This window comes from Kocuria rhizosphaerae (assembly GCF_044462265.1).
Lineage (GTDB): Bacteria > Actinomycetota > Actinomycetes > Actinomycetales > Micrococcaceae > Kocuria > Kocuria rhizosphaerae.
Genome location: NZ_JBISWL010000155.1, coordinates 24,723 through 50,180 on the forward strand (window position 1 = coordinate 24,723; position 25,458 = coordinate 50,180).

At 72.4% G+C, this 25,458-nt stretch carries 19 protein-coding genes and 1 tRNA gene; 6 read left to right on the forward strand and 14 right to left on the reverse strand.

Annotated elements, in window-relative coordinates; genetic code table 11:
• Positions 1-106 precede the first annotated feature (106 nt).
• Genes ACH9EU_RS18160 through ACH9EU_RS18200 form a run of 9 tightly spaced genes read right to left on the reverse strand, consistent with a single transcriptional unit; the run spans position 107 to position 10,502 of the window.
• Complete coding sequence (locus ACH9EU_RS18160) at positions 107-1,069, reverse strand: glycosyltransferase (protein WP_396415312.1); 963 nt, start codon at positions 1,067-1,069, stop codon at positions 107-109.
• Positions 1,066-2,124, reverse strand: coding sequence for a glycosyltransferase (locus tag ACH9EU_RS18165; protein WP_396415313.1), 1,059 nt, complete (start codon positions 2,122-2,124; stop codon positions 1,066-1,068). The genes ACH9EU_RS18160 and ACH9EU_RS18165 overlap by 4 nt, the downstream gene beginning before the upstream one ends.
• The gene (locus ACH9EU_RS18170; RefSeq protein WP_396415314.1) at positions 2,121-3,347 is read right to left on the reverse strand and encodes an ABC transporter permease; all 1,227 of its coding nucleotides are present in this window, start codon (positions 3,345-3,347) and stop codon (positions 2,121-2,123) included. The genes ACH9EU_RS18165 and ACH9EU_RS18170 overlap by 4 nt, the downstream gene beginning before the upstream one ends.
• The gene (locus ACH9EU_RS18175) at positions 3,344-4,492 is read right to left on the reverse strand and encodes a glycosyltransferase (RefSeq protein ID WP_396415315.1); all 1,149 of its coding nucleotides are present in this window, start codon (positions 4,490-4,492) and stop codon (positions 3,344-3,346) included. The genes ACH9EU_RS18170 and ACH9EU_RS18175 overlap by 4 nt, the downstream gene beginning before the upstream one ends.
• Positions 4,492-6,747, reverse strand: coding sequence for an N-acetylneuraminate synthase family protein (locus tag ACH9EU_RS18180; RefSeq protein WP_396415316.1), 2,256 nt, complete (start codon positions 6,745-6,747; stop codon positions 4,492-4,494). The genes ACH9EU_RS18175 and ACH9EU_RS18180 overlap by 1 nt, the downstream gene beginning before the upstream one ends.
• Entirely contained in the window at positions 6,744-7,535 is a 792-nt protein-coding gene (locus tag ACH9EU_RS18185; protein WP_396415317.1) for an acylneuraminate cytidylyltransferase family protein, read from the reverse strand. Before ACH9EU_RS18185 ends, ACH9EU_RS18180 begins: the two co-directional genes overlap by 4 nt.
• Positions 7,532-8,557, reverse strand: coding sequence for an RNA-binding protein (locus tag ACH9EU_RS18190; protein WP_396415339.1), 1,026 nt, complete (start codon positions 8,555-8,557; stop codon positions 7,532-7,534). The genes ACH9EU_RS18185 and ACH9EU_RS18190 overlap by 4 nt, the downstream gene beginning before the upstream one ends.
• Positions 8,557-9,570, reverse strand: a complete 1,014-nt coding sequence (locus ACH9EU_RS18195; protein ID WP_396415318.1) for a CgeB family protein — start codon at positions 9,568-9,570, stop codon at positions 8,557-8,559. The genes ACH9EU_RS18190 and ACH9EU_RS18195 overlap by 1 nt, the downstream gene beginning before the upstream one ends.
• Positions 9,567-10,502 (reverse strand): glycosyltransferase, encoded by a 936-nt coding sequence (locus ACH9EU_RS18200; RefSeq protein ID WP_396415319.1) that lies wholly within the window; start codon positions 10,500-10,502, stop codon positions 9,567-9,569. Before ACH9EU_RS18200 ends, ACH9EU_RS18195 begins: the two co-directional genes overlap by 4 nt.
• Before the next feature lie 525 nt (positions 10,503-11,027).
• Here ACH9EU_RS18200 and ACH9EU_RS18205 point away from each other — a divergent pair.
• The 4 genes from ACH9EU_RS18205 to ACH9EU_RS18220 all read left to right on the forward strand — a co-directional run bounded on the left by ACH9EU_RS18205 (position 11,028) and on the right by ACH9EU_RS18220 (position 15,756).
• Positions 11,028-11,978 (forward strand): helix-turn-helix domain-containing protein, encoded by a 951-nt coding sequence (locus ACH9EU_RS18205; protein WP_396415320.1) that lies wholly within the window; start codon positions 11,028-11,030, stop codon positions 11,976-11,978.
• Between the two features lie 82 nt (positions 11,979-12,060).
• Positions 12,061-12,585 carry an arsenate reductase/protein-tyrosine-phosphatase family protein gene (locus tag ACH9EU_RS18210; RefSeq protein WP_396415321.1) on the forward strand — a complete coding sequence of 175 codons (525 nt, stop codon included), beginning with the start codon at positions 12,061-12,063 and terminating at the stop codon, positions 12,583-12,585.
• A gap of 181 nt (positions 12,586-12,766) precedes the next feature.
• Positions 12,767-14,605, forward strand: a complete 1,839-nt coding sequence (locus ACH9EU_RS18215) for a GH25 family lysozyme (RefSeq protein WP_396415322.1) — start codon at positions 12,767-12,769, stop codon at positions 14,603-14,605.
• On the forward strand, positions 14,602-15,756 hold the full coding sequence (locus tag ACH9EU_RS18220; protein WP_396415323.1) for a CAP domain-containing protein: 1,155 nt from the start codon (positions 14,602-14,604) through the stop codon (positions 15,754-15,756). The genes ACH9EU_RS18215 and ACH9EU_RS18220 overlap by 4 nt, the downstream gene beginning before the upstream one ends.
• 87 nt (positions 15,757-15,843) lie before the next feature.
• On the opposite strand, the gene ACH9EU_RS18225 is transcribed toward ACH9EU_RS18220, so the two are convergent.
• From ACH9EU_RS18225 to ACH9EU_RS18240, 4 genes are all read right to left on the reverse strand, one after another.
• The gene (locus tag ACH9EU_RS18225) at positions 15,844-16,824 is read right to left on the reverse strand and encodes a ribose-phosphate diphosphokinase (protein ID WP_396415324.1); all 981 of its coding nucleotides are present in this window, start codon (positions 16,822-16,824) and stop codon (positions 15,844-15,846) included.
• A 2-nt stretch (positions 16,825-16,826) separates the two neighbouring features.
• Entirely contained in the window at positions 16,827-18,371 is a 1,545-nt protein-coding gene (gene glmU, locus ACH9EU_RS18230; RefSeq protein ID WP_396415325.1) for a bifunctional UDP-N-acetylglucosamine diphosphorylase/glucosamine-1-phosphate N-acetyltransferase GlmU, read from the reverse strand.
• Positions 18,372-18,600: 229 nt separating this feature from the next.
• A tRNA-Gln gene (locus tag ACH9EU_RS18235) sits at positions 18,601-18,673 on the reverse strand.
• Positions 18,674-18,735: 62 nt separating this feature from the next.
• On the reverse strand, positions 18,736-19,497 hold the full coding sequence (locus ACH9EU_RS18240; RefSeq protein WP_396415326.1) for a hypothetical protein: 762 nt from the start codon (positions 19,495-19,497) through the stop codon (positions 18,736-18,738).
• A gap of 1,008 nt (positions 19,498-20,505) precedes the next feature.
• On the opposite strand from ACH9EU_RS18240, the gene ACH9EU_RS18245 reads away from it, so the two are divergent.
• Positions 20,506-22,353, forward strand: a complete 1,848-nt coding sequence (locus ACH9EU_RS18245) for an ATP-binding cassette domain-containing protein (RefSeq protein WP_396415327.1) — start codon at positions 20,506-20,508, stop codon at positions 22,351-22,353.
• Positions 22,354-22,516: 163 nt separating this feature from the next.
• On the opposite strand, the gene ACH9EU_RS18250 is transcribed toward ACH9EU_RS18245, so the two are convergent.
• Positions 22,517-23,770, reverse strand: coding sequence for a ScyD/ScyE family protein (locus ACH9EU_RS18250; RefSeq protein WP_396415328.1), 1,254 nt, complete (start codon positions 23,768-23,770; stop codon positions 22,517-22,519).
• Between the two features lie 208 nt (positions 23,771-23,978).
• Here ACH9EU_RS18250 and ACH9EU_RS18255 point away from each other — a divergent pair, with 208 nt between their 5' ends.
• Positions 23,979-25,457: a hypothetical protein gene (locus ACH9EU_RS18255; RefSeq protein WP_396415329.1), complete on the forward strand. Its 1,479-nt coding sequence runs from the start codon at positions 23,979-23,981 to the stop codon at positions 25,455-25,457.
• The last annotated feature ends 1 nt before the right edge of the window (position 25,458 follow it).

Below are 25,458 nucleotides of genomic sequence, written 5' to 3' on the forward strand. Positions count from 1 at the left end.
TCACCGGAGGCAGACGTAAGTCCATCCGTGCCTCCCGCGGCACTGGGCCCATCCCGTTGTGACGTAGGAGATGTCATGGGCGGTTTCTCGCTTCGGGGTCCACACATCAGAACGTCGAGCGGGCTCTGGCCGGGTCTTTGACGCCGGCGCGCGCCGCGCTCTCGACCACCAGGGCCACGAGCTTGCGGGACACGGTGGCAGGAAGGCGGTCGGCGACTCGGTCGACTGCCTTGCCCCACCGCCGGATACGGGGCTCGGTGATGCGGCGGGCTACGGCGCGAACCACAATGTTCCAGGGAGTCAGGGCGTCCGCCGGCGCCGGAAGCACGTCGGCCCCGTGTTTGCGGAGGAAGATCTCACGGGAGGCGCCGGAGTGGAGCGCACGCGCCGCGCGTACTGCCGTTGTCGTCGCCGCCACGTGGTGGCGCGTTGTCAGCTTGGGAACGATCCGGACCTGGATTCCGGCTGCGTGGAGGCGGTATCCGTAGTCCACGTCCTCCCACCCGTACCGCCGGTAGTCCTCGTCGTAACCGCCGACGAGCTCCCATGCCGCACGGGTCAGTGACACGTTGCCGGCCCAGTGCCGCCATTGCTTGTCCGGTGGCAGGGCCAGTGCATTCGCATGGTGGAGAGCATCGTGAGACGTGCCATACGCGCGAGCGTGGGATGTACCGGGATACACGTTGGAGGTCAGCCCAATCACCCCGCTCATTTCCCCCGTGTGGGAGGTGATGTGCAGGTGAACGTATTCGGGGGCGGGCTCGAGGTCGTCGTCGCACCGGATCAGCACGCCCCCGAGCGCTGCTTCGTTCCCGGCATTGAGCGCAGCAGAACGACCGCGGTTCTCCGGGAAGACGATGCTTCGGAGCTCCATCCGTGGGTGCTTCGCTGCCCAGTCCTCGAGCACCGCTGCGGTCCCGTCGACGTCGCCGTCAACGACCACGACGACCTCGAAGTCCCGCCGGGTCTGCCGCTCCAGGCTCTCTAGGAGTATGGGCAGCCGTCCGGCCCCGCCGCGGGTGGGGACGATGATGCTGGCCGCGGGCGCCGGGTGAGTGTTGGGCGTCACGAGCTGGCTCCTCTCTCGAGCGTTCGGACGGGGAGGCCGATGGACGTCAGCAAAGCCCTGATGTGCTGCCGTCCCGCCGTCGGGGAGAACCGCTCCGCCCACCGGTCTCGTGCAGCCCGGACCGTGCGCTCGATCCTGTCCGCGTCTGCGGTCGCGACGTCGTACAGGGCCCGAGCCAAGGCTTGGGCCTCTCCGGCAGGGACGATCCAGGGATGGTCGGGACCGACGACCTCGGGCAGCGCGCCGGCGTCGGAAACGATCACGGGAACACCGGCCGCCATGGCTTCGGCCGTGACGAGCCCGAATGGTTCTTGCCACGTCGATGGGACCACGAGCACATCTGTCTTACCAAAAAACTCGTCAGGAGCGACCCAGCCGAGCCAGTCCACCGGCATTCTAAGAGCCTCGATCCGACGCTGGAGCTCCGTGGCCTCGTTGTTGCTGACAAATCGCGATTCGCCGCCGACGATGAGTCGACAACGATCCCCAAGTCGGAGGTCGAGGATTTCCATGGCTTCCACCAACACGTCCATTCCCTTGTCCCGGGACAGCCGCCCGAGAAAACCGACCCTAAAATCGTCGGAGGGCTCGTGCACGGTGTCGAGCGGCGGGACGAAATTTGGAAGGACGGCGCTCCCCGGAAGGTGCTCGGCCATGGACCAGGACGGCACGAAGGTGGCCAGGGCCCCGCGACGAGCGGTGAGCGCGAGAGGCCGCTGCCTGGCTGTGGGCCGCTGGTGCAGGTGGACCAGCCGGCGCCGGTGTCCTGTGGTGGCCACGGCGGGCAGAAGCCCGTTGCACCACAGGAGGCCGTCGCGACTCGTTCGGTCCCAAGCGCGGAGGTTCAGCAGGTACGAGCGGCGGTCCGTGGCGGATATGACCTCGACCGCGAAGCCGCGCTGCTCGGCCCGCTCCCGCAGTTCGGACGGGTGCTCGGGCGACACGACGACGGCATCTGTCCCGAGATCCCGCAGGGCCTCCGCCAGGTGGAGGAGCATAACCTCTCCGCCGCCCATGTCTCCGCGGTTGGACGCGAGAATGATGCGGTCGTTCACGACGCGTCCTTCCGTTCCGGGACGGCAGATGAGCGTGCCGTGTCCTGCGGGGCCTGGCTCATCAAGGCCATGGCCATCACCAGGGCCCAGGGCACGGTCATGAACACCTCGCCTAGCTGCCACGCACAGATGAGGACGGCCAGGGTGGCCCCTTCCGCCACGAGGCTCGTGCGGGTGGGCGATCCGCGGCGGAAGGGCCGGAACCCCAGCAGGACGGTGATCCCCACGATGGCGGCGACATAGGGGTAGCCGCCTTCGACGAAGAGGGTGGCGTAGGCGTCGTGGAAGAACCAGTCCTCGTCCTCGAGCCAGACGAAGGCCTGGCCCAGGCCCATACCTTCGAACGGCGTGCCCGCAATTTTCAGCTCGGTGGCCTCTTGGATCCTGTCCCGTAGCTGGTCGGAGCCCTCGCGGTCCGCGAAGACTCCCACCTGTGCGAGGTTCTCCTCGAGGAATCGAAGGATCCACACCACGGCTCCGGCGATGAGGATCCGGAAGAAGTTGCCGAGCTTGGGGCTGACCAAGATCCACAGCACGCCAAAGGCGTAGGCCGCCATGGAGGTCCGCGAGCCAGTGAGCCACACAGCCATTCCCGAGAGGACGAGAACAATGAACTGGGTCCGTCGGCGCCGGCACAGCGCAAGGAGCAGGATGCCGACGACTGCGTAGTGGAGCCCCGCCTGGTTCTTGTCCCCAAAGTACCCCGTGAGATACCCGACGTAGCGATCCGGGGCAACGCCTGCATAGAAAAGTCCCGCGTTCACCACCATGCCGGTGGCGAGGCCTTTGAGGAGCGAGACCAGATCGAGCCGGCGACTCACGAAGAAGAAAACGATCGCAACGACAGCCGTGAGACGGACAATCCGTCGCGTCCACTCGTCGGTCGAAACCACAGGACTGAGGACCGAAACCACGACCAGGTAGCCCAGGACGCCGGTGAGGAGCAGCGCGCAGGAAGAAAGGTTGCCCAGCGAGCGCTCAGGGACGCGGAAGAGGGCAAGTCCGCCCAGCAGCAGGACGACGGTGCTGGCGAGCGGCAGCGAGAGCGGCAGCAGCGGTGTGGCCGTCCCTGCGCCGACGAGCAGGAACCCGAGCACGAACTCGGGCAGTCGGATCCTTCCGAGCTCGTCCCTCAGGTCGTCCTTGACGTCGGCGAGGAAGCCTTCGAGCGGCCTCGCGGCGCGTCGTCGGCCGGTGGGCCGCATGGGCGCCACGGAACTCATGTCCGCCCCCCTGCGGCCCTCCGGTACTGCTGGGCAATGCGCCCGGCCATGGCGGCCACGTCCGGCCACAGCAGGGGCAGCTCGGGGGCACCGCCGGCGTCCAGCTGATGCTCGATCGACTCCGCCACCGCCTCCACGTCCCCGAAGGAGGCGAGGGCGCTCTCGGGCAGGATCTCGGGGTTGCCGCCCACCTTGGTGGCCACCACGGGGACGCCATGGGCCACGGCGTCCAGCAGAGTGTAGGAGCAGTTCTCCCACACGGACAGCTGCACAACCAGGTCCGCCCGGGCCATGGCCTCCTGGGCATCCACGAAGCCGGGGAAGCGTACCCGGTCGACCACACCGAGCTCGATGGCCAGCGCCTCGAGCTCCGGGCCGAGAGCCCCGGTGCCCGCGATCTCCAACGTGGCTCCCGGGCGACCTTCCACGATACGGGCGAACGCGCGCAGCAGCGTGGGCAGGTCCTTCTCTGGGGCCAGCCGGGCCAGGGACAGCAGGTGCGGGGCCTCGGGGTCGGTGGTCCGCGTCCGCGGGTGGGCGGGGCGGTCCACGCCGTTGTGCACCACGCGCACTCCGCGGGCCCGCCACTTCTCGACCATGGCCGCGTGGGTGGCCTCCGAGACCGCGAGCACCGCGTCGAACGCCTTCAGGCGCTCCCGGTGCACGTGGGCCATGGTCCGGGCCCGGCGCGGAGACTCGTGGTAGACGGCGTCGTCGCGGGCGATCCCGTGCTCGGTGGTGACCAACAGGGGCACGGGCCGGCTCCAGAGGCCCACGCGGCGCTCGGCACGGATCCTGATGAGGGTCGCCGCGGCGACCACGTCCGCGAACGACAGGTGGGAGTGCACCACGGCGGGTTGCAGCGTCCGGATCACCCGCCGCAGCGTCGCCTCGGAGGCAACGGGCCCGGCCTGCGTGCCGAAGGCCCCAGTGACGACGGCCGTGCGCAGCTCCCGCAGCCGCTCGGCCAGCGGCCCCTCGGGGCACAGCACGACCAGCCGGTGGCCGGGCAGGCCGGCGCGCGCCACGTCGAGCACGTGGCGGGCCACTCCTCCGAGGTCGGCCCCGGGAACGACCCACAGCGCGATCGGCGCGGGCGCCGTCGTCGTCGTGCCGTCCCGGGAGGCCGTTGCCGTGGCGGTCATCAGAACCACGCCTCCAGGCGGTCCAGGGCCGTCCAGAAGCCCTCGCCGCCGTTGACGTGGCCCATCCAGATCTCCGGGATGAACCAGGCGTCCGGGCAGAGCCGGTCCACCTGCTCGGCGAGCACGGCGAAATCCACCTCGCCCTCGCCCACCTGGACGCCCTCGCCGTCCACGCCGGTGGCGTCGACCACGTGCAGGTGCTCGGAGAGCGGCGCGAGGATCTCCACGGCCTCGGCGAAGGAGGTCCCGAGGAAGTTGGTGGCCAGCTTGGTGTGGGAGACGTCCAGGCACAGCGGGACGTCGTAGGCCCGGGAGAACTCCGCGGTGTCCTGGGGGTCCAGGAACAGGTTGTGGTACTGCTGGCCGCCCATCAGCCAGGGGTAGGGCGGGAGGGTCTGGGCGACCATGTGCACCCCGGAGAGGTCCAGGTGTTTCAGGGCCTGCCCGATGCGCTCGTACTTCTCCGCGCGGGCCTCGGGCTCGATGTGCCGGTCCTTGGTGAAGCCGCCCATGGTCACGACCATCAGGGGGTCGTCGTCCTGGGTGAACCACTGGGACAGCTGGCGGGTGGTGTCGACCGTGCGCTGGACCTCCGCGATGGAGCGGGCCCAGTGCTCCTCGTCCCGGGAGGCGAGGTCCACGAGGAAGTCGCCCGAGAACAGGTCGGGCAGGTGCGTGGTGAACCCCATGGGCAGCCGGCGGTCGAACAGGTCGGCGGGGTTCATCTCGAGGTCCTTGTAGGAGAAGTGGAACTCCAGGAAGTCCGGGGTGCAGTCCTTCGTCATGGCCGCCATGTCGTGGTAGCGCACCGGCACGCCCCAGGGGCGGCGGAAGCGGTACTGCCGGCCGGCGGAGACCGTGTCGGCCAGGTCCCCGGGGTAGAAGAAGTCCCCGGCGGGCACGTCCCGGCGCAGGGTGCGGCCCACGAGCTGGTCCAGGGCGTTGGGCTGGAGCCCGCGGCCCGGGCTCTTGACCGCGACGTCGTCGACCCGCACCGACTCCCCCACCGACAGCGGGCGAGCGGCGACCAGGGACTTGGCGAGGTTGATCCGGTTCATCATCTCGCCCTGTGAGACCTCGCGCGGGGCCTTGCGGCCGATCGCGTCCTCGACGTCGCGGATCTGGCGGACCATCTGCGCGAACTCGTCGGGCAGCAGCGAGACCCGGTGGTCGTTGCCCTCCATGGCCCGGTCCACGGTGAAGTGCTTCTCCACGATCATCGCCCCGCGCGCCACCGCAGCCACCGGCACGTGCCAGCCGCGCTCGTGCCCGGAGTAGCCGACGGCGCACTGGCCGATCTCGGCCAGGCGGTCCATGTAGGCGAGGTTCACGTCCTTGAAGGGCGCGGGGTAGGTGGACTGGCACTGGAGCATGGCGAACGGCGTGCCGAGGCCCTGCAGGAGCTGGGCGCTCTCCCGGATCTCCTCCTCGCGGGACATCCCGGTGGAGAGGATCAGCGGGACCCCGCGGCTGCCGGCGTCCCGGAGCAGCCCGTGGTTGGTGAGGTCCGCGGAGGCGATCTTCATCGCGGGCACGCCGTAGTCCACCAGGGCCTGGACGCTGGGGGCGTCCCAGGGGGTGCACAGGACGTCGATGTCCACGTCGCGGCAGTGGTCGAAGACCTCGGTCATCTGCTCGACCGACAGGGAGTACTTGGTGAGCAGGTCGAGCGTGTACTGGGCGCCGAGGTCCTCGCCGTGGGACAGCGCCGTGGAGTCGGCGGCGTCGTTGCGGTAGAGCGCGTCCATGTCCCGCAGCTGGAACTTCACGGCGTCCGCCCCGGACTCCTTGGCGAGGTCCACGAGCTGCTTGGCCAGGTCCACGGAGCCGTTGTGGTTGTTGCCGATCTCGGCGAGGACGAACACCGGGTGGTCCTTGCCCACGGTGTGCCGGCCGATCCGCAGCTCCTCCTGCTTGTCCACGGCCACGGCCACCAGGTGCCCGCGCTCGTCCACGAGCGGGAGGTGGGACACCCCGGGGGCCAGGTGCTCGCGGATCTGGGCGGGCGGGGCGCCGAAGGGCGCGGAGCGGGCCAGCCGGTTGGCGACCTCCACGCAGGAGGTCTCGAGGTCCGCGGTGGGGTTGGCCACGATCCAGCGCCGGAAGTCCCCGTCCGAGAGGGACCCCTCCAGGATGCCGTGCCCGTCCACGCAGAAGACGATCCGCTCCTTGTTGGCGGTGATCTTCTGCAGCCCGGTCAGCACCGGGTCCTCGGAGAAGACGACGTAGGGGGTGATGTTGCGCTCGATGATCATGCGGTGCCTCCCTGGTGCGCGGACTGGGGGGTGGGCTGCGGCTCGGGGATCGCGGCGGAGAGGTCCGCGGACTGCCCCCCGGACTGCCCCGCGGGGGCGAGCACGCGCAGCAGCTGCTGCTCGGCCACGGCGAGGTCCAGCTCGGTGTCCACGTCCACGCCCTCGGCCTCGTCGAGGACGAAGAGCTCGATCCGCCCGCCCAGCCGGTTGTGCTGCTGCTCGTAGACCTCGGTGCGGGTGATGTACAGGGACCCGTTCTCCCGGAAGGCGAGGCTCCGGTCCGTGAGCTCCTGGCGCCGGGGGCGCCGGCCGACCTCGTACTGGGCGGCCGGCTGCCCGCCCGGCTCCTCGGGCATCGACCAGAGGAACGGGGCCTGCGGGACCACGCCCACCATCGAGTCCGCGCCGGAGGCCTCGAACTGGGCCACGGCGCGGTCGATCGTGCCGGGCAGGCGCACCGGGGAGGTGGCCTGCAGGAGCATCACCGCGTCGGGGCGGCGGCCGTGCTCGGTCATCCACCGGATGGCGTGCTCCACGACCGGCTCGGTCGCCGTCGTGTCCTGGGCGAGCTCGGCCGGGCGCAGGAACGGGACCTCTGCGCCGGCCTGCCGGGCGATTGCCGCCAGCTCCTCGTCGTCGGTGGAGACGACCACGTCCAGGTCGGCCTCCGCCGTGAGCGCCTGCTCGACCGTCCAGACCAGCAGGGGCTTGCCGGCCACGGGTCGCAGGTTCTTCCGGGGCACTCCCTTGGAGCCGCCACGGACGGGGATGACGCACAGGATCTTCACGGTCGCTCCTCGATCAGGTCGGTGAGCCGGTCGGCGATGGCCTGCGCCGGCTCGACGGTCGGTTGCGGTGGTGCAGGCGTCGGGTCGTCCCCCCACGCGTGGAGGCCGTACCGGTCCCAGAACTCCTCGAGCCAGGCGGGCGGATCCGGGTAGTGCACCCAGGCCGGGAGACCCCGCGCGGCGGCCTCGAGCACGCCCGTGGAGAAGGCGGCGACCACGGGCCCCGTGACCTCCGTCAGGGGGCCGCCGTTCCGCTCGACGGTGATGCCCAGGCGCTCCCACGCGGCGTGGGTGAGCCGGGAGAGCTTGTCCTCCTCCCGGGGGTGCGGGCGGTAGACGGCGTCCTCGGCCCGGCAGAAGGCGGTGGCCCGGCGGATCTTGCCCCAGCGCGGGAGCTCGGCGCCGTGCAGCTGCCCCAGGAACACGGGCCGCGCGGACGGGTCGACGGGCTTCCGGGTCCCGTTGCCGGCGGCGGCGTCCCACAGCAGCTGGGAGCCGACCACGTCCCACGTGACGTCCGGGCGGCCGAGGGTCCAGAAGCGGGCGTCCCGCTCGGTGAACGCCAGCAGGTGGGCGCGGCGCGGCAGGGGCGGGGCGTGCGGGGTGAGGAGCCCGTGCTGGACGACGACGAACGCCGCGCGCAGCTCGTCGGCCCAGGCGCGGGCGCGGGCGCCGGCGGGCAGGTAGTCCCCGACCCCGAGGACCGCCCGGACGGAGCCGAGGGCCTCGGGCACGGACGCGCCGGGCCGCACGGTCGTCGTCGTCCCGCCGAGGATGTCGGCGGCCGGGACGGGGGACAGCACCGCGATCCCGCCCACGGCCTCGGCCGGACGCACGAGGGCCGCGATCTGGGTGGGGGTGCGGGCCTCCAGGGCCACCAGGACGCGCGGGGACCTCCCGCAGAGCGTCAGGTGCAGCGGTTCCGGCTCGGACCGGCGGCGGGACACGGCGTGGCGCAGTGCACGCGCCGGGTACTGCCGGCGCTGCCACGCGTGCCAGGCGGCGAGGTCCGCCGGATACATCAGTGCCACATCGCCTCCATCCCGCGGACCCGGTGCGCGAACGTGTGCTCGGCCAGGGTCCGGCGGCGCCCGGCCGCCCGGATGCCCTCGGCCCAGGCCGTGTCCCGCAGGGCGCGGCGGCTGAGCTCCGCCAGCTCCTCCGGGGAGCCGTAGCGCAGGACCTCGGTCCCGACGTCGTAGAACTCCTCGATGTCGGCGCGGTCCACGATCTGCAGGCCGTTCATCCCGGGCACCTCGAAGGACCGCATGGCGTGGCCGGCCTGCAGCCCGTGGATGTTGACGGCCGCGGCCGCCCGGGCCTGCACCGTGTAGGCCTCGTGCAGTGGGACGTCCCGTTCCGCGGGCAGGTCGGGTCGCGTCAGCTCCCACGTGCGCAGCCGGTCGAAGGGGTGGTGGGACCACTGCCTCCCGTACACGCGCACGGGCACGCCCTGCCGGTGCAGCCCCGTCATGAGCTCGACCCGGTTCGGGTACCGGGAGCCGACGAAGACCACCTCCGGCACGCGGTCGGCGGGCGGGGCCGCCAGGTCCGGGTCGAAGGCGTTGGGCACGAAGTGCGCGTCCACGCCCTCGGCCCGGAGGGCGTCGGTCTCGGAGCGGGCGTAGCCGGCCACCGGGCCGACCCAGCGCAGGAACTCGGTGGTGTAGCGGTGCCGCTTGAGGTCGTCGTAGAGCCACAGGATGCGCGGCACGGCCCGGGTGTCGACCTCCTCCCAGAAGGCGTCCCCCAGGGAGTCGCCCTTGATCACGACCACCCGGTCCGGGGCCACCGCACGCAACACCTCGAGGGTCCGGGACGTGGCCCACCGCTCCGCCGCCCGGGCCCCGTCCAGGCCGAGGCGGGACGGCAGCTCGTGGCGGAGCTTGTTCCGCAGCTTCTCGGCGGTCGTGCCGAAGGCGTCGTAGCAGTGGCTGACGACGTCGTAGCCCAGCGCCTCCCAGGCCCGGGCGATCGACCGGTGGTACCCGTGGAAGGCGGGACCGACCAGCAGCAGCTTCTCCCCCGCGCTCATGCGGCCCCTCCCCTGGTCCGGCGGCCGAGGCAGCCGAGCTCCTGTCGCAGCACGGCCCGGGCGTCCACGTCCGTGCCCTTGAGCTGCCGGAGGGTGTTGACGAGGAAGTTGACCACGGTCGCCGCGGTCAGCGCCGCCCGCAGCCGGCGGGCCCCGCCCCACTTGCGGGCGTACCGGAACCGGGCGTCCACGAGCCACTGCCGGCGCCGCTGCGGGTCGGAGGAGCCCCCGCCCTCGTGCTCGGCGGTCACGGACGCCGCCACGACCGAGGGCACGCCGCGGTCCCGCAGCCGCCGCTGGAGGTCGACCTCCTCGGCGTTCATGAAGTAGCGCTCGTCGAAGCCCCCCACGGCCCGGAACTCGGTGGTCGGGATGAGCATCGCCGCGCCCATGACCCAGTCGACCGGCCGGCAGCCGCCCGTCCCCACAGCGGTGTCGTGGCCGACGTTCTCGTGCCAGGCCCGGGTGTGCCGGAAGCGGGCGAGCGGGGTGAGCCACTCGACCACCTGGTGGCCGACGGTCGGGAAGTGCCGGCCCGCCCACTGCGTGGCGCCGTCGTGTCCCACAACCGCGGGACTGACCACCGCGGGCTGCCAGGGCTCCGCGGCGGCCACGAGGTCCGCGACGAAGGTCCGGCCGATCCCGAGGTCGCTGTTGAGCACGAGCAGCAGCTCGTGCCGGGCCAGCGCCGCCCCGGAGTTCACGGCCGAGCCGAACCCGCCGTTGCGCTCCCGGCGCACCACCTCCACCCCGTCCGACGGGTCGGGCGCGGGCAGGGGAACGGGCGACGCGTCGTCGCTGACGATCACCTGCAGCGGGCCGGTCCAGGTCTGCTCCCGGATCCGGCCGAGCAGGGCCAGGGTGGGCGCCGGGTCGCCGTAGTGCGGGACGACGACCGAGACACCGGGAGATCGGGGTGCGGCTGGAATCATGGGGGCTGCTTCCGAGGTCGCTGTGGGGGTGTACATGATCTTACATACGCCGCTCCTGGTCGGATGGCGTGGAGCCACACCGGGCGGACCGGCCGCCCGGACGTTTCGCGGCGGTCCGGACGACCTGAGCAGGTCCCTGCCCACAGGTCGCTGGTCCGGATGGTGATGGCGCGCTGCACGGCTGCGCCGCGGTAGGTGACGGCCGGCACGACGCATGCGGGTGGCCGGCACGACGCATGCGGGTGGCCGGCCCGCGCCACTGCTGGAATACGTCGAAGCATCGCCCGACGACGTTGCGGCCCGTGCAGTCCTCCGGGTCGGAGGACGCTGGGCGGCCGCCGAAGATGAATCCGCCCGGGCCTGGGCCGGCCCCCGGCGCGCGGGTAGCCTGGTCCGTATGAGCGCCGCTGCAGTGGGGACGACCGGCGCGCCGGTCGGGGGCACCACGGGTGGAGACGTTGCCTCCGGCCCTCGTCGGTGCTCCCGAACACCCGCGCGCTGCACCGGACGGATGGTGGGGGGACCATGACGGATGCCTTGCCGATCCACCTGCGCTTTGCGAGCACCGACCCCGAGGTCGTCAATGACAGGCTGGGCCAGATCTACCCGGGCGTGGACATTCGCACCCCCGGCGACGAGCCCGTGTTCGCGTTCCGCCAGGAGGTGGACGGCGACGCTGACCTGGCCCTGGGACGGTTCCAGTTCGGGGGCTACGGACGCGCGCGCCTGGTGCTCGAGGACCGGGTCACCGTGGCCCGGCGGCGGTCGGGGACCTACAACTGGGATGTCGACGGTCGCCGCGGCACGGATCTGGTGGTGATCCAGCCGCAGGAGGACTACCGCGCCGTGCTCGAGGGCTTGACGATCGACTCGGTCAATCTCAGCCTGAGCGCGCTGGCCGAGACGGCCCGCACCGTCTACGGCGATGAGCGGCTCCAGGTCGCCTTCGACGACCCGCGCCCGGTCTCCCCGGGGCAGGAGAGCTATTGGAACGCCACCCACGATTTCGTCCGCCAGGCCCTGACCGACCCCGAGATCGCCTCCGTCCCACTGCTGCGGGCCGACCTGCTGCGCCGGATGGCGGTGGCGACCCTGGAGGTCTTCCCTCTGGCCGGGGACCCTCGAGCCCGGCGGGTCTCGGTGGCGGCCCGGCAGGCCGGCTACACCCGGGCGGTGGAGTTCCTGCACGCCGCCCTGTCGCTGCCGATCACGCTCGAGGACGTCGCCCGCCACGCGGCCATGAGCACGATCGAGCTCACCCGCACCTTCCGCTCCCACGCCGGGACGACCCCCGGGGCCTACCTGCGCGGGCTGCGGTTGGCCGCGGCCCACCGGGACCTCCTCCGCGGGGACCCGGGAGCCGGGGACACGGTGGCCGCGATCGCCGTGCGCTGGGGCTTCGCCTACCCCGGGGACTTCGCCCGCCGCCACCGGGCCGCCTACGGCGAGAACCCCGGGCACACCCTGCGCCACTAGACCGTCCCGGAACGGCTCACACGGTGCGAGCGACATGCCCTAGCATCGGGCGGGAGCCCCTTCAGGAGGTGACCCCCGGACCATGCCGGACCCTCGCATCCTCTTCGTCTGCCACGGCAACGTGGCGCGCTCCCCCGCCGCCGAGCTGCTCGCCCGCGCGCGCTTCGGCGGGCTGGGCTGGGAGTTCGGCAGCTGCGGGATCGGCGCGCTGGTGGGCGAGGGCGTCACGGAGACCGTGGCCGCGGAGCTGCGGGGCCGCGGCGTGGACCCGTCCCCGCACCGCGCACGGCAGGCCGAGCGCGGCCTCCTGCAGGACGCCACCCTGGTCCTGACCATGGAGCGCTACCAGCGGGCCTGGATCCTCGACGAGTGGCCCGACCTCGCCGGCCGCACCCTCGTGCTCGGGCAGGCCGTCCGCCTGCGGGAGCAGGCGGCGCGCCGCGTGGACCCCCTCGCCCACCTCGAGCTCCACCAGGGCCGGGCGGTCGCCGACGACGACGTCGCCGATCCCTTCCGGCGCGGTCCCGCCGCCGCGCGGACCGCCGTCGCGGAGATCGAGCGCGCCCTGGACCGGCTCCTCCCCTGGCTCGGCCCGGCCCGCGCCTAGCTGTACTGACCCGCCGGCGGTCCGGGTCGGAGCCGAGGCCCCGTAACACGCGTCATCGTTATTGATTGTTTATGCAAACGCGCCTTTATACTCGACTTGGCTCCCCGGATCTTCCCCCCATCCCCATGGCCCATGCGAGTCGTTGCCCCCCAAACGATCCATGCAAGTTAGGCGTCCCAGCGTGAAAGCATCCCCCCGACTGACGCTGCCCGCTGCCCTCACGGCGGCGGTGCTCGCGATCACCACCCTGTCCCCGGCCGCGGCCGCCGACGAGGCGACGACCACGACGCTCTCCGCCGAGCAGCAGGGCGGACTCGTCTCCAAGCTCGTGGAGTCCGACGGCGAGATCGTCTCCACGCTCGAGGACGCCGCGACCGGTGAGACCGTCCTCGCCGACCCGGGGCTGGCCGGGACCCGGCCGACCGACGGCGGCCCGAGCGGCGGAGCCGTGATGGGCCAGTGGGCCAAGTCCGGCGACCACTTCGACCGGCTCGCCCAGGCCTCCGCGCGCACCGCTGCGGAGCTCGACGGCGGCACCGACGCCGCCGGGGAGACCCCGGAGGGCGTCGCGGGAGCGGCCTCGGCCGACCCGGAGGCCTCCGCCGCCGCGTGGTCGCCCGCGGGCATCAAGGGCACGGACGTCTCCAACTGGCAGACCTCGATCAGCTGGACCAGCCTGTGGAACCAGGGCTCCCGCTTCGCCTACGTGAAGTCCTCCGAGGGCGACAGCATCCGCAACAGCCTGTTCACCCAGCAGTACAACGGCGCCGGTGCCGTGGGGATGTACCGCGGCGCCTACCACTTCGCGATCCCCACGAAGGACTCCTCGGGCGCCAAGCAGGCCGACTACTTCATCAACAACGGCGGCGGCTGGTCCGCGGACGGCAAGACCCTGCCGGGCCTGCTCGACGTCGAGAACAACCCGTACCCCTCGCTGTACGGCAACCAGTGCTACAACTTCACGCAGGCCGAGATGGTCCAGTGGATCCGCGACTTCTCCGACCGGTACAAGTCCCGCACCGGGCGCGTGCCGGCGATCTACACCAACGCCTACTGGTGGCGGGACTGCACCGGCAACACCAGCGCCTTCAACGACCACCCGCTGCACCTGGCCTCCTACGGTGTGAGCTCCCCGCTGGTCTACCCCAACGGCTGGTCCACCTACGACTTCTGGCAGTGGACCGACGCCGGGTTCGCCGAGAAGATCGACGCCAACGTCTACAAGGGCACCGCCTCCCAGCTGCTGGACCTCGTGCGCAACCGGTACTACAAGCCGATCGGCGGCCGCGCACCGGCCGGCTCCACCACCGAGGTGACCCCCTCGGCCCAGTTCGCGGTCAAGGGCGCCATCGGCACCCAGTACCGCAGCCTGGGCGGCTCCGCCGCCTTCGGCAACCCGACCATGAACGAGCGCGGCGGCCTCGTGGACGGCGGCGTGTACCAGGCCTTCTCCAAGAACTCGACGTTCTACTGGAGCCCTGCCACCAACGCCTGGCCGGTGAACTTCGGCGGCGCCATCGGCAGGAAGTTCGTGGCCGCCCGGCACGAGAACGGCTACGGCTACCCGACGACGCAGGAGCGCGCCCTGCCCACCGGCGCCTACCAGGTGTTCCGCAGCGGCAACGACATCCACAAGGTCATGTGGAGCTCCGCCACCGGCGCCCACGTGGTCAAGGAGAACAGCGGGATCGGCGCGGCCTGGAAGCGCTCCGGCTACGAGCGCGGCTACGGCTACCCCTCGACCGAGGAGCTCGGCGGACTGGTCGGCGGCGGCGCCTTCCAGGTGTTCCGCAACGGCGCCGACTACTACAAGGTCCTCTGGAGCCCCACCACCGGCGCCCAGCCCGTCAAGGAGAACAGCGCGATCGGCCAGGAGTGGAAGGCCGCCGGCTACGAGCGCGGCTACGGCTACCCCGCCTCCGCCGAGTACACGTACGGCTCCGAGATCCGTCAGCGGTTCTCCAAGGGCTTCACTGTCCACTACTCCACGGTGACCAAGCGGACCTGGGTCACCCGGTGACCCGCGGCAGGCACCGCGCCGGGACCCGCCCGAACGTTCCCGCCCGGCTGGCGCTGACCGCCGCCGCCCTGACCCTGACCGTCCCCGCCACCGGGACGCTCTCGGCGGCCCCGGCCGCGGCGGCCGCCGCGGACATCCTCACCGTGGGCACCGGCACCCGGGCCGCGGACGCGCAGCAGCTGCTGGACCTCATCAACGCCCACCGCAAGGCCAAGGGCCTGTCCCCGGTGAAGTACTCCGCCACGCTGTCCCAGATCGCCCAGGGCCAGTCCGACCGGCTGGTCCGCGAGGAGGTCGTCGACCACACGGACGACTTCATGACCGACCCGCGGGCCGGCTCGTGGGACGCCGTCGGGGAGGTCCACGCGGTCTCCTGGAAGGTCTCGGTCGCCGAGCTGATGGACCGGTGGAAGAACTCCCCGGCGCACCACAAGATCCTGACCGACGCGCGGATGGAGGTCGTGGGCATCGGGCTGACCTACGTGGACGGCTCCCTCGCCGGAAACAAGCAGGCCTGGCGGCTGGCCGGCACCGTGGCCTCCTACGGCTACCCGGACGGCAAGGCCCCGGCGGACACCCGCACCACCGTGCCCGCCGGCGACACCACGGTGCAGACGAGCCCGGCCGTGGACTCCGGCTACCCCGTCCAGGGCGCGATCGGCCGCACGTACCGGGCACTCGGCGGGGCGCCCGTGTTCGGGGAGCCGACCGGCTACGAACGCGGCGGGCTGCCGGGCGGCGGCGCCCTGCAGTCCTTCGCCCGGGGCAGCACCTTCTACTGGAGTCCCGGCACCGGGGCCTCCCCCGTGAACCTGCGCAGCGCCGTCGGCCAGAAGTTCGCGTGGGCCGGCCACGAGCGCGGCTACGGCTATCCCACCACCCCGGAGCGCCCCCTGCCCGGCGGCGCCTACCAGGTCTTCCGCAGCGGGGCGGACGTGCACAAGGTGCTCTGGAGCCCCGGCACCGGGGCCCGCGTCGTGAAGGAGAACAGCGCCATCGGCCAGCGGTGGAAGGCCTCCGGCTACGAGCGCGGCTACGGCTACCCGGCCACCGACGAGTACTGGCACGGCTCCGAGGTGCGCCAGCGCTACTCGAACGGCTACACCGTCCACTGGTCCTCGGTCACCAAGCGCACCTGGGTCACCCGCTGACCCGCTCCCGTCGGCCACAGCGACGACGAACCCCCTCACCAGCAGCGGTGAGGGGGTTCGTCGTCGTCGGGCCCGGAACCGGAGGGCTCAGGAGCGGCCGTTGAACAGGCTCGTCACCGAGCCGTCCTCGAAGACCTCCTGGATCGCCCGGGCGATGAGCGGGGCAATGGACAGGACCGTGAGGTTCTGGAACTGGTGGTCCGGGGGCACGGGCAGGGTGTCGGTGACGACCACCTCGAGGGCGCCGCACGAGGAGAGCCGCTGCACCGCCGGGTCCGAGAACACCGCGTGGGTCGCGGCGATGATGACGTCCTTGGCGCCCTTCTCCCGCAGCACCTGGACCGCTCCGGTGATGGTCCCGCCGGTGTCGATCATGTCGTCGATCAGCACGCACGTGCGGCCCTCGATCTGCCCCACGACCTCCTTGGACACGGCCGTGTTGGGGCGGGTGATGTCCCGGGTCTTGTGCACGAACGCGAGCGGGCAGCCGCCCAGCAGCTCGGTCCACTGCTCCGCCACCCGCACGCGGCCGGTGTCCGGGGAGACCACGGTCACCTCGTCGACGTCGACGATCGAGCGCACGTGCTCCGCGAGCAGGGGGATGGCCATGAGGTGGTCGACCGGGCCGTCGAAGAAGCCCTGGATCTGCGCGGTGTGCAGGTCCACGGACATCAGCCGGTCCGCGCCGGCGGTCTTGTAGAGGTCCGCGATGAGACGGGCCGAGATGGGCTCGCGGCCCCGGTGCTTCTTGTCCTGCCGGGCGTAGGGGTAGAACGGGGAGACCACGGTGATCGACTTCGCGGAGGCCCGCTTGAGGGAGTCGATCATCAGCAGCTGCTCCATGACCCACTGGTTGATCGGGGCGGGGTGGGACTGGATGAGGAAGGCGTCGGCCCCGCGCACCGAGTCCCCGAACCGCACGTAGGTCTCGCCGTTGGCGAAGTCGTAGGCGTCCGTGGGGATGAGCTCCGTGCCCAGCGCCGACGCGATGCGCTCCGCGAGCTGGGGGTGCGCCCGCCCGGAGACGAGGACCAGCTGCTTGGCACCTGCGTTGGTGATCGTGGTCATGTTTACTCGCTTTCCTCGGTGGTGTCCGCGCGGGATGCTGCGCCTGTTCCTGCGCCGGAGCGCTCGGAGGTCCCGGCGCCGTTGCCCAGCGCCCGGGCTGCGGCCTCGGCAGCGGCCGTTCCGGCGCGGTGCTCGACGACCCAGTTCTCGACGATCCGCTGCGCGCCCTCCGTCAGGGCCAGGGCCCCCGGCGGCACGTCCTTGCGGATCGTGGTCCCGGCCCCCGAGTAGGCGCCGTCGCCGACGTTCACGGGAGCCACGTACATGTTGTCCGAGCCCATGCGCACGTGGTCCCCGATCACCGTGCGGTGCTTGCGCACGCCGTCGTAGTTGACGAAGACCGAGGCCGCACCGATGTTGGAGTGGTCGCCGATGGTCGCGTCCCCCACGTACGTCAGGTGCGGGACCTTGGACCCGTTGCCGATCCGCGAGTTCTTCGTCTCCACGAAGGTGCCGATCTTCCCGGCCTCGCCCAGGACCGTGCCGGGCCGCAGGTACGCGAACGGGCCCACGCTCGCACGGGGCCCGATCACCGAGCTGGAGCCGTGCGTGCGCACCACGTGCGCCCCCGGGCCGACCTCCACGTCCGTGAGCGTGGTGTCCGGGCCGACGACGGCGTCCTCGGCCACCCGGGTTCCGCCGTGCAGCTGGGTCCCGGGCAGGATCGTCACGTCCGCGCCGATGCGCACCTGCACGTCGATCCAGGTGCTGGCGGGGTCCACGATCGTCACGCCGTTGCGCATGTGCGCCTCGAGGACCCGGCGGTTGAGGTGGGCGCCGAGCTGGGACAGCTGCACGCGGTCGTTGGCCCCCTCGACCTCCCAGCGGTCCTCGATCTTCAGCGCGTCCACGGTGCGTCCGGCCCCGCGCGCCAGCAGCGGGACGTCGGTCAGGTACATCTCGCCCTGCGCGTTGTCCGTGGTGACCCTCGTGAGGCTCTCCCGCAGCACGTCGGCGTCGAAGGCGAAGATCCCGGAGTTGATCTCGGCCACCGCGAGCTCGGCCTCGGTCGCGTCCTTGGCCTCCTTGATCTCCCGGAACGAGCCGTCCGCGTCCCGCAGGATCCGGCCGTAGCCGCCGGGCTGCTCGTGGTCGGCCGTCAGCACCGTCACCGCGTTGCCGTGCCGCTCGTGGTGGGACACCAGGTGCTCCAGCGCCTCGGGGGTCAGCAGCGGGACGTCGCCGTAGGTGACCACCACGGTCCCGGCCAGCCGCTCCTGGGCGTCCAGCGCCTCCACCGCCACCTGGACCGCCCGGCCGGTGCCGGGGACCTCGTCCTGGTCCACGATCAGCGCCTCGGGGTCCTGCTCGAGGATGTGCGGGACCACCTGGTCCCGCTCGAAGCGCACCACAGCAGCCAGCCGCCGCGGGCGCAGGCTCCGGGCGGCCACCAGCGAGTGCCCGACCATGGAACGACCCCCGATCCTGTGCAGGATCTTGGGGGTCTTGGACTTCATGCGCGTGCCCTTGCCGGCGGCGAGCACGATGACGGCGGCGGGCCCGCCGTCCGCACCGGGACGCGTGGCGGAAGTGGGGGGGATGCTCACGGCGGGATGCAGCTCCTCGGTCGTCGATGCGGTCGTCGATGCGGTCGGTCGGAGGGGTCGGTCGTCGATGCGGTCGGCCGGAGCACGTCGAGGCGGTCCTGGACCGTCCCGGCGGGCGGTGCGGTCCTCGGCCGTCCCGGGCGTCGGATCGGCGGCGTCGCCGGGTCCGTCGCCGTCACGACCCTCGGACTCTTCGGGTTCGTCGGGCTCCTGGGGCGGGGTGCGGACGTTCCGCCTCTAGGACTCGAACCTAGACTCCACGGCTCCAAAGGCCGGGGTGCTGCCGATTACACCAAGGCGGAGCACCGCCGTGGCACGGCAGTGGTGCACGCTGTGCACAGGCAGTTACCCTACCACCCGGCCCTCAGGCCCCGGCCGTCCCGGAACGGCCCAGGACCACCAGGATCCGGCTCGCCTCGGCGGCAGCCCGGAGCTCCGGCACGGCGGCGAAGAGCTCCTCCACCATCTCCTCGTCCAGGCCGCACACGATCAGCGGCGCCCGGTCCAGGAGCGGGCGCATCCGCTCGAACGCCGCGGCCGGCCCCTCCCCCGCCCCGCTGGAGGCGCCCACGTTCCAGGCCACCGAGGCCAGGTAGTGCGGGTCCACGTCGAGCGTGCCCTCCCGGCGGGAGCGTTCCAGGAACTCGACCAGTGCCACCTCGTCCGCGGTGGCCCCCTCCGTCTCGAGCAGCAGGTGGACCTTGTGCGCGGAGGCCGCCTCGGCGAGGGCCGCCAGCATGGAGAACAGCCGGTCCTCGCTCCGGCCCCGGCCGCTGACACCGGCCCGGGGAACCACGAGGTACTCGGCGCCCACGCCGGCGGCGAGCGAGAGCTGGTCGTCGAGGACCGCGATGACGCCCTCGTCCGGCATGTCCTCGTCGATGGAGATGTCCGCCCGCAGGATGAGGGGGTCGGCGCCGGCCTCGCGCAGGGCCTCCCCCACCCGGTGCTGGGGCACCGTGCCGAGATGGCGTCCGGCCAGCTGGCCCGGTCCGGCCGGGATCTCCACGGGTCCCGGGTGCTCCCGCACCGCCCGGACCGCGGCGGCCAGGTCCGTGACCCCGTCCAGGCGCGTGCCGAGCGGACGCGGGGCGGTCGGGGGACCTTCGGTGGAATTCTGCTCCATGCGCACATGATGTCACCCGCACGCCGATTCTCCCTGTGAACTTTCCCTTCGCACACCACCCCTCGCACACCAAACCTCCCCCGCTACTCCGGCCCCGCTCTGCCGCTGCCCCCTGCTGCCCTTGCCGCCCTCACTGCCCTCACTGCAGCCCTTGCCACCCTTGCTGCCCTTGCTGCCCTCGCTGCCCTCGCTGCCCTCACTGCCCTTGCTGCCCTTGCCGCCCTCACTGCCCTCACTGCCCTCACTGCAGCCCTTGCCACCCTTGCTGCCCTTGCTGCCCTCGCTGCCCTCGCTGCCCTTGCTGCCCTCACTGCCCTCACTGCAGCCCTTGCCACCCTTGCTGCCCTTGCTGCCCTCGCTGCCCTCGCTGCCCTTGCTGCCCTCACTGCCCTCACTGCCCTTGCTGCCCTGCTCTCCCGCCGACTCCCCACCCTCGCGGCCCACTCCCCAATGCGGCTTCAGTCCCCCAAACCGGCGCTTGGGGGACTGAAGCCGCATTGGGGAGTGGATGTAGCGGGCCACGGCCGGCTGGGGAGTCGGCGGCGCTGGGGCGCGGTCGCTTGGGGAGTGGATGCAACAGGCCACAGCCGGCTGGGGAGTCGGCGACCCCGGAGCGCGGTCGCCTGGGGCGCGGGGCAACAGGCCACAGCCGGCTGGGGAGTCGGCGACCCCGGAGCGCGGTCGCCTGGGGCGCGGGGCAACAGGCCACAGCCGGCTGGGGAGTCGGCGACCCCGGAGCGCGGTCGCCTGGGGCGCGGGGCAACAGGCCACAGCCGGCTGGGGAGTCGGCGACCCCGGAGCGCGGTCGCCTGGGGCGCGGGGCAGCGGGCCATGGCGGGCTGGGGACTGGGTGATTCAGGGCGGGGCGCCCGGCGACTCGGCGCAGCGGAGCGAGACGTTCCGGAGTTCGGCAGTCCCGCCGCGCGCGGAGCGACCCCGCCGGGACAGGAACCGGGCCAGGGACCGGGACAGGAATCGGGCCCGGCGGGCCCCGAGTACCCTTGACGGGTGGCACATCTACTCGGCGGCGAGAACCTGCACCTGGAATTCCCCACCAAGACCGTCTTCGACGCCGTCAGTCTGGGCATCGACGAGGGCGACCGGATCGGCATCGTGGGCCGCAACGGCGACGGCAAGTCCACGCTCATGAAGCTGCTGGCGGGCCGCCTCCGGCCCGACGGGGGTCGCGTGACCGTCCGCTCCGGGGTGCGTGTGGGCATGCTCGACCAGGCCGACGCGCTCGACCCGGAGCAGACCGTGGGCCGCGCCGTCGTCGGCGACCGTGAGGAGCACGAGTGGGCCGGCGACGCGAAGGTGCGGGACGTGATCTCCGGGCTCGTCAAGGACCTGGACTGGGAGGCCAGGGCGGGCGAGCTCTCCGGCGGGCAGAAGCGCCGCGTGGCGCTGGCCGCGCTGCTGGCCGGCGACTGGGACGTGATCTTCCTGGACGAGCCCACGAACCACCTCGACGTCGACGGCATCACGTGGCTGGCCCGCCACCTGAACAACCGGTGGCCGAAGAACCAGGGCGGGCTGGCCGTGGTCACCCACGACCGGTGGTTCCTGGACGCCGTGTGCACCACCACGTGGGAGGTCCACGACCGGACGGTGGAGGCCTTCGAGGGCGGCTACGCGGCGTACGTGCTGCAGCGGGTGGAGCGGGACCGCCAGGCCGCCACGGTCGAGGCGAAGCGGCAGAACCTCATGAAGAAGGAGCTTGCGTGGCTGCGCCGCGGCGCCCCGGCCCGCACGGCCAAGCCGAAGTTCCGGATCGAGGCCGCCAACCAGCTGATCAACGACGTCCCGCCGCCGCGCGACACCGTGGCCCTGTCCCAGCTGGCCGTCTCCCGGCTGGGCAAGGACGTGGTGGACCTGGAGAAGGTCTCCGTCTCCTACCCCACCGAGGACGGCGGCAGGCGCGAGGTGCTCAGGGACGTGACGTGGCTGATCGCCCCGGGCGAGCGCACGGGCATCCTGGGCGTCAATGGCGCGGGGAAGTCCACGCTGCTGGGCCTGGTCACGGGTGCGGTGCGGCCCACGAGCGGGCGCGTGAAGCGCGGGAAGACCGTGCGGATCGCCACGCTGACCCAGCAGCTCTCGGAGCTCGAGGACGTGGCGGAGGACCGGGTCTCGGACGTGGTCGCGTCCAAGCGCACCACCTACGTGGCCGACGGCAAGGAGATGACCCCCGGGCAGCTCCTGGAGCGCCTGGGCTTCACCAACGAGCAGCTGTCCACCCCGGTGAAGGACCTCTCCGGCGGGCAGAAGCGGCGGCTGCAGCTGCTGCTGATCCTGCTGGACGAGCCGAACGTGCTCATCCTCGACGAGCCGTCCAACGACCTCGACACCGACATGCTCGCCGCGATGGAGGACCTGCTCGACACCTGGCCCGGCACGCTGCTGGTGGTCTCCCACGACCGCTACCTCCTGGAGCGGGTGACCGACCAGCAGTACGCCGTGATCGACGGCCGGTTCCGGCACCTGCCCCGCGGTGTGGAGCAGTACCTGGAGCTCGCCTCCCAGTCCCGCACCGGCACGGCCGCCGGCTCCGCGGGCGCCTCGAACCCGCTGGCGGCCACCGGGGCGTCCTCGGGTGACGGGAAGGGGACGACGGCGCACGGGGCGCCGAGGATGTCCGGCGCCCAGGCCCGTGCCGCGCAGAAGGAGGTGGGCGCGATCGAGCGGAAGCTGGAGAAGCTCACCGCGACGGTCGAGACCATCCACCGGGAGATGGCCGCGCACGACCAGTCCGACTACACCGGCCTCGCCGAGGTCAACGCCCGGCTGCGCGCGGTCCAGGACGAGATCGAGGAGCTGGAATCCCGCTGGCTGGCGCTCTCCGAGGAGCTGGTCTAGACACGTCGACGCGCCGGTGGCGCCGCCGTCCGCGGGCCGGGACCTCGGGTGGGCGTCGGCCTGCTGCGGGAGCGCGACAGGAGTCCGGGCCGCGACGGGGGACGGCGGCGGCGCGACCCGGTCGCGCCACCGCCGTCGTCGTCGTTCCGGTGCGTGCGCAGCCTTACGACTGCGGGCTCTCCAGCCGGTAGGCGCCGGAGAAGTCCAGCTCCCAGACCGCGCCGCCGCCGATGGCGCCGAACGGGTTCTCGGGTCCCGCCGGGATGCCCTCGGCCGGGGCCACGCTGTTCACCGCGGCGTAGACGCGGCCGTGCCTGCTGACGGCCAGGCCGGCCGGCAGCGGGACGTCGATGGCCCATCGGTGATGACCGTGCCCGTGCCGGTGCAGCACGACCACCTGGCCCGGCGCCCCGTCGGCGGCCGGCGGCGCCTCGTCCGCCGGGGTCTCCCCCGGAGGCATGGGCGGGGTCGGGCCGAACAGCTGCGAGACGTAGAGGTGCCCGCCGTCCACGGCCACGCCCGTCACGGCGGTGAAGCCGTCCCACCGCTTCAGCTCGGTGCCGTCCGGGGAGAACTGGACCACGGAGGCCTCACCCGGCCGGTCGGAGCCGAGACCGCCCACGAACACGTTGCCGTGCTCGTCGCTCGTGAGGGACGTGGGCACGAACTCGGTGGGCCCCTCGGGATCGTCCGTGCCGTCCGGCAGCGCCGTGTTGGGCCAGGACGCGAACACGGTGATCTCGTACTCCGGCGGGCTGGTCTCGGTGGCGGTGGAGAAGTCCGGCTCGATCTTCCACACGGCGTTCGCCCCGGCATCGGCCACGAGCGCGTAGCCGTCCGGGGAGTTGTGCCGGTCCCGGTCCACGAAGAGAACCGCGTACGGGTTGGAGTGGATCTGCGCCCCGTCCGGATTCAGCTCCGCCTCCGCCGCCTGCAGGTCCGCGTAGGGGAAGATCGCCCGCACGTCCGGCTCCTGCTCGAAGGTCACGAGCAGCGAGCCGTTCTCCATGAACGGGCCGGCCGGGTCGTAGCCGGCGACGATGTACTCGCCGGCCACGTCCGTGGCGTCCGCGCCGTTGGCGCCCACCGCGAAGGACCCATCGGGGCCGGCGTAGGAGATGAAGCCCTCCGCCACGGTCGAGACCACCGGCGTGCGCTGCCACGGCTTCTCCACGAGCGTCACCGCGCCGGTGGGCCCGGCACAGCCCATCTCGGTGCACTCGGTCCCGCCGCGGCCGGCCTCGGCCACGACCAGGGACTTGTGCCTGCCGTCCAGGCTCAGCTGGCGCGGATTGTCCAGGCCCTCCGCGACCACCCGCGGCCCCGCTGGACTCTCGCCCCCGTGCGCGAGAGCCGCCGGCAACGGCCCGGCCACCACCACCGCCGCCGTGACCGCTCCTGCTCCGAGTTTTCCCATGACCCACCCCCGGTCCCGTTCGCCGCGCGCGAGCCGCGCGACAGGCCCAGGCTAGGACCACGGTTCCCCCCTCACCAGGAACGATCCCCAACCGTGATCACCTCTTGACCTACGCTCGGGTACATGGCGGCCGGCCCGTCATGCGCGGCCCCTTCCTTGACACCCGCGCTGCCCCGGGCGTGCACTCGACGGCATGGAGTCCCTGCCGGTGCCTCGCACCTCGCCCGTTCCGTTCCTGCTCCGCCTGTCGGCCGTCCTGGCCCTCGCGCTCACGGCAACCCTGCTCACCGCCGGGGCCGCCGGGGCGGCCCAGGTGCGCGGTGCGGAGAACGTCGTGGTGGCGGCGGACGAGGTCGTGGACGACGACCTGTACGTGACCGGCGGGAGCGTCGTGGTCGACGGGACCGTGCGCGGCGACCTCCTCGCCGCCGCCGGGACGGTGACGATCAACGGCACGGTGGAGGGGGACCTGATGGCGGCCGCCCAGACCGTGGTGATCGAGGGCACCGTGGGCGACGACGCCCGCGTGGCCGGTCAGGTGCTCTCCCTCGGTGAGCAGGCCAGGGTGGCCGACGACCTGGTCACGGCGGGATACAGCCTGGAGACACGCCCCGGCACCGAGATCGGGGGCGACGTGCTCCTGGGCGCCTACCAGGCCCTGCTGGCCGGAACGGTCGACGGCGACGTGACGGCCGGCGCCACGGCCCTCGCCCTGGCCGGCACGATCGGCGGGAACGTGCAGGCGAACGTGGGCTCCTCGGCCGAGGCCGGCCCTGCGTGGGCGCCGATGACCGAGGTGGCCGTGCCCCGCGTGGACCCCGGTCTGACCCTGACCGACGCGGCGCGACTGGAGGGGGACCTGTCCTACCGGTCCAGGACCGAGGCCGCCATCGCCCCGGGCTCCGAGATCGCCGGCGAGGTCACCTACGAGCAGGTCGCGATCGAGGAGGATCCGGTCGGCCCCACGGGCCCGCTCGCGCTCCTGATCGAGGGGCTGCGTCTGTTCATCACGCTGTTCGTGGTCGGCATGCTCGCGCTGTGGCTGGTGCCCCGGACCATGACCGGAGCGGCGGGCGTTCTGCGCACCAGGCCCTGGCTCAGCCTCGGGTGGGGTGCGCTGGCGGTCGCCGGAACGGTGGTCGCCGTCATCGCCGTGCTCGTCGGATCGATCCTGCTGGCCGTCGGCCTGGGCTGGACGACCCTCGCGGGGCTGGCCGCCGCGGTCGTGACCACGGGCGTGGTCCTCGACCTCGTGCTCGTGCTCGGCCTGGTGCTCGCCGTGGCCCTGCTGGCCCCGGTCGTGGTGGGCTACACCGCGGTCGGGCTCCTGCTGCGGGACAGGGCCCCGGCGGGATACGGCCGGCGCGTGCTGGCCCTGGTCCTCGGTCTGCTGGTCTACGTGCTGCTGCGGGCCGTGCCCTATCTGGGTCCCGTCGTCGCCCTGCTCGTGGCGCTGTCCGGCCTCGGCGCGCTGGCGGTGTGGATCTGGGACGCCGCGCGCCGTGCCCGGGCGAGCCGCCGCGCGGAACGGGACCAGAGCGGGCACACCGGGTCCGGGCACGCCGCGCCGGCGGGACCGCCTCAGGGGCTGCCCTCGCAGGGACGGCCGTTCCCGGGACCACCGCCGCGACCGCCGTGGGCGGGTGAGAACACCGGACGGCAGATCCCCCCGGAGAACCGGCACTGAC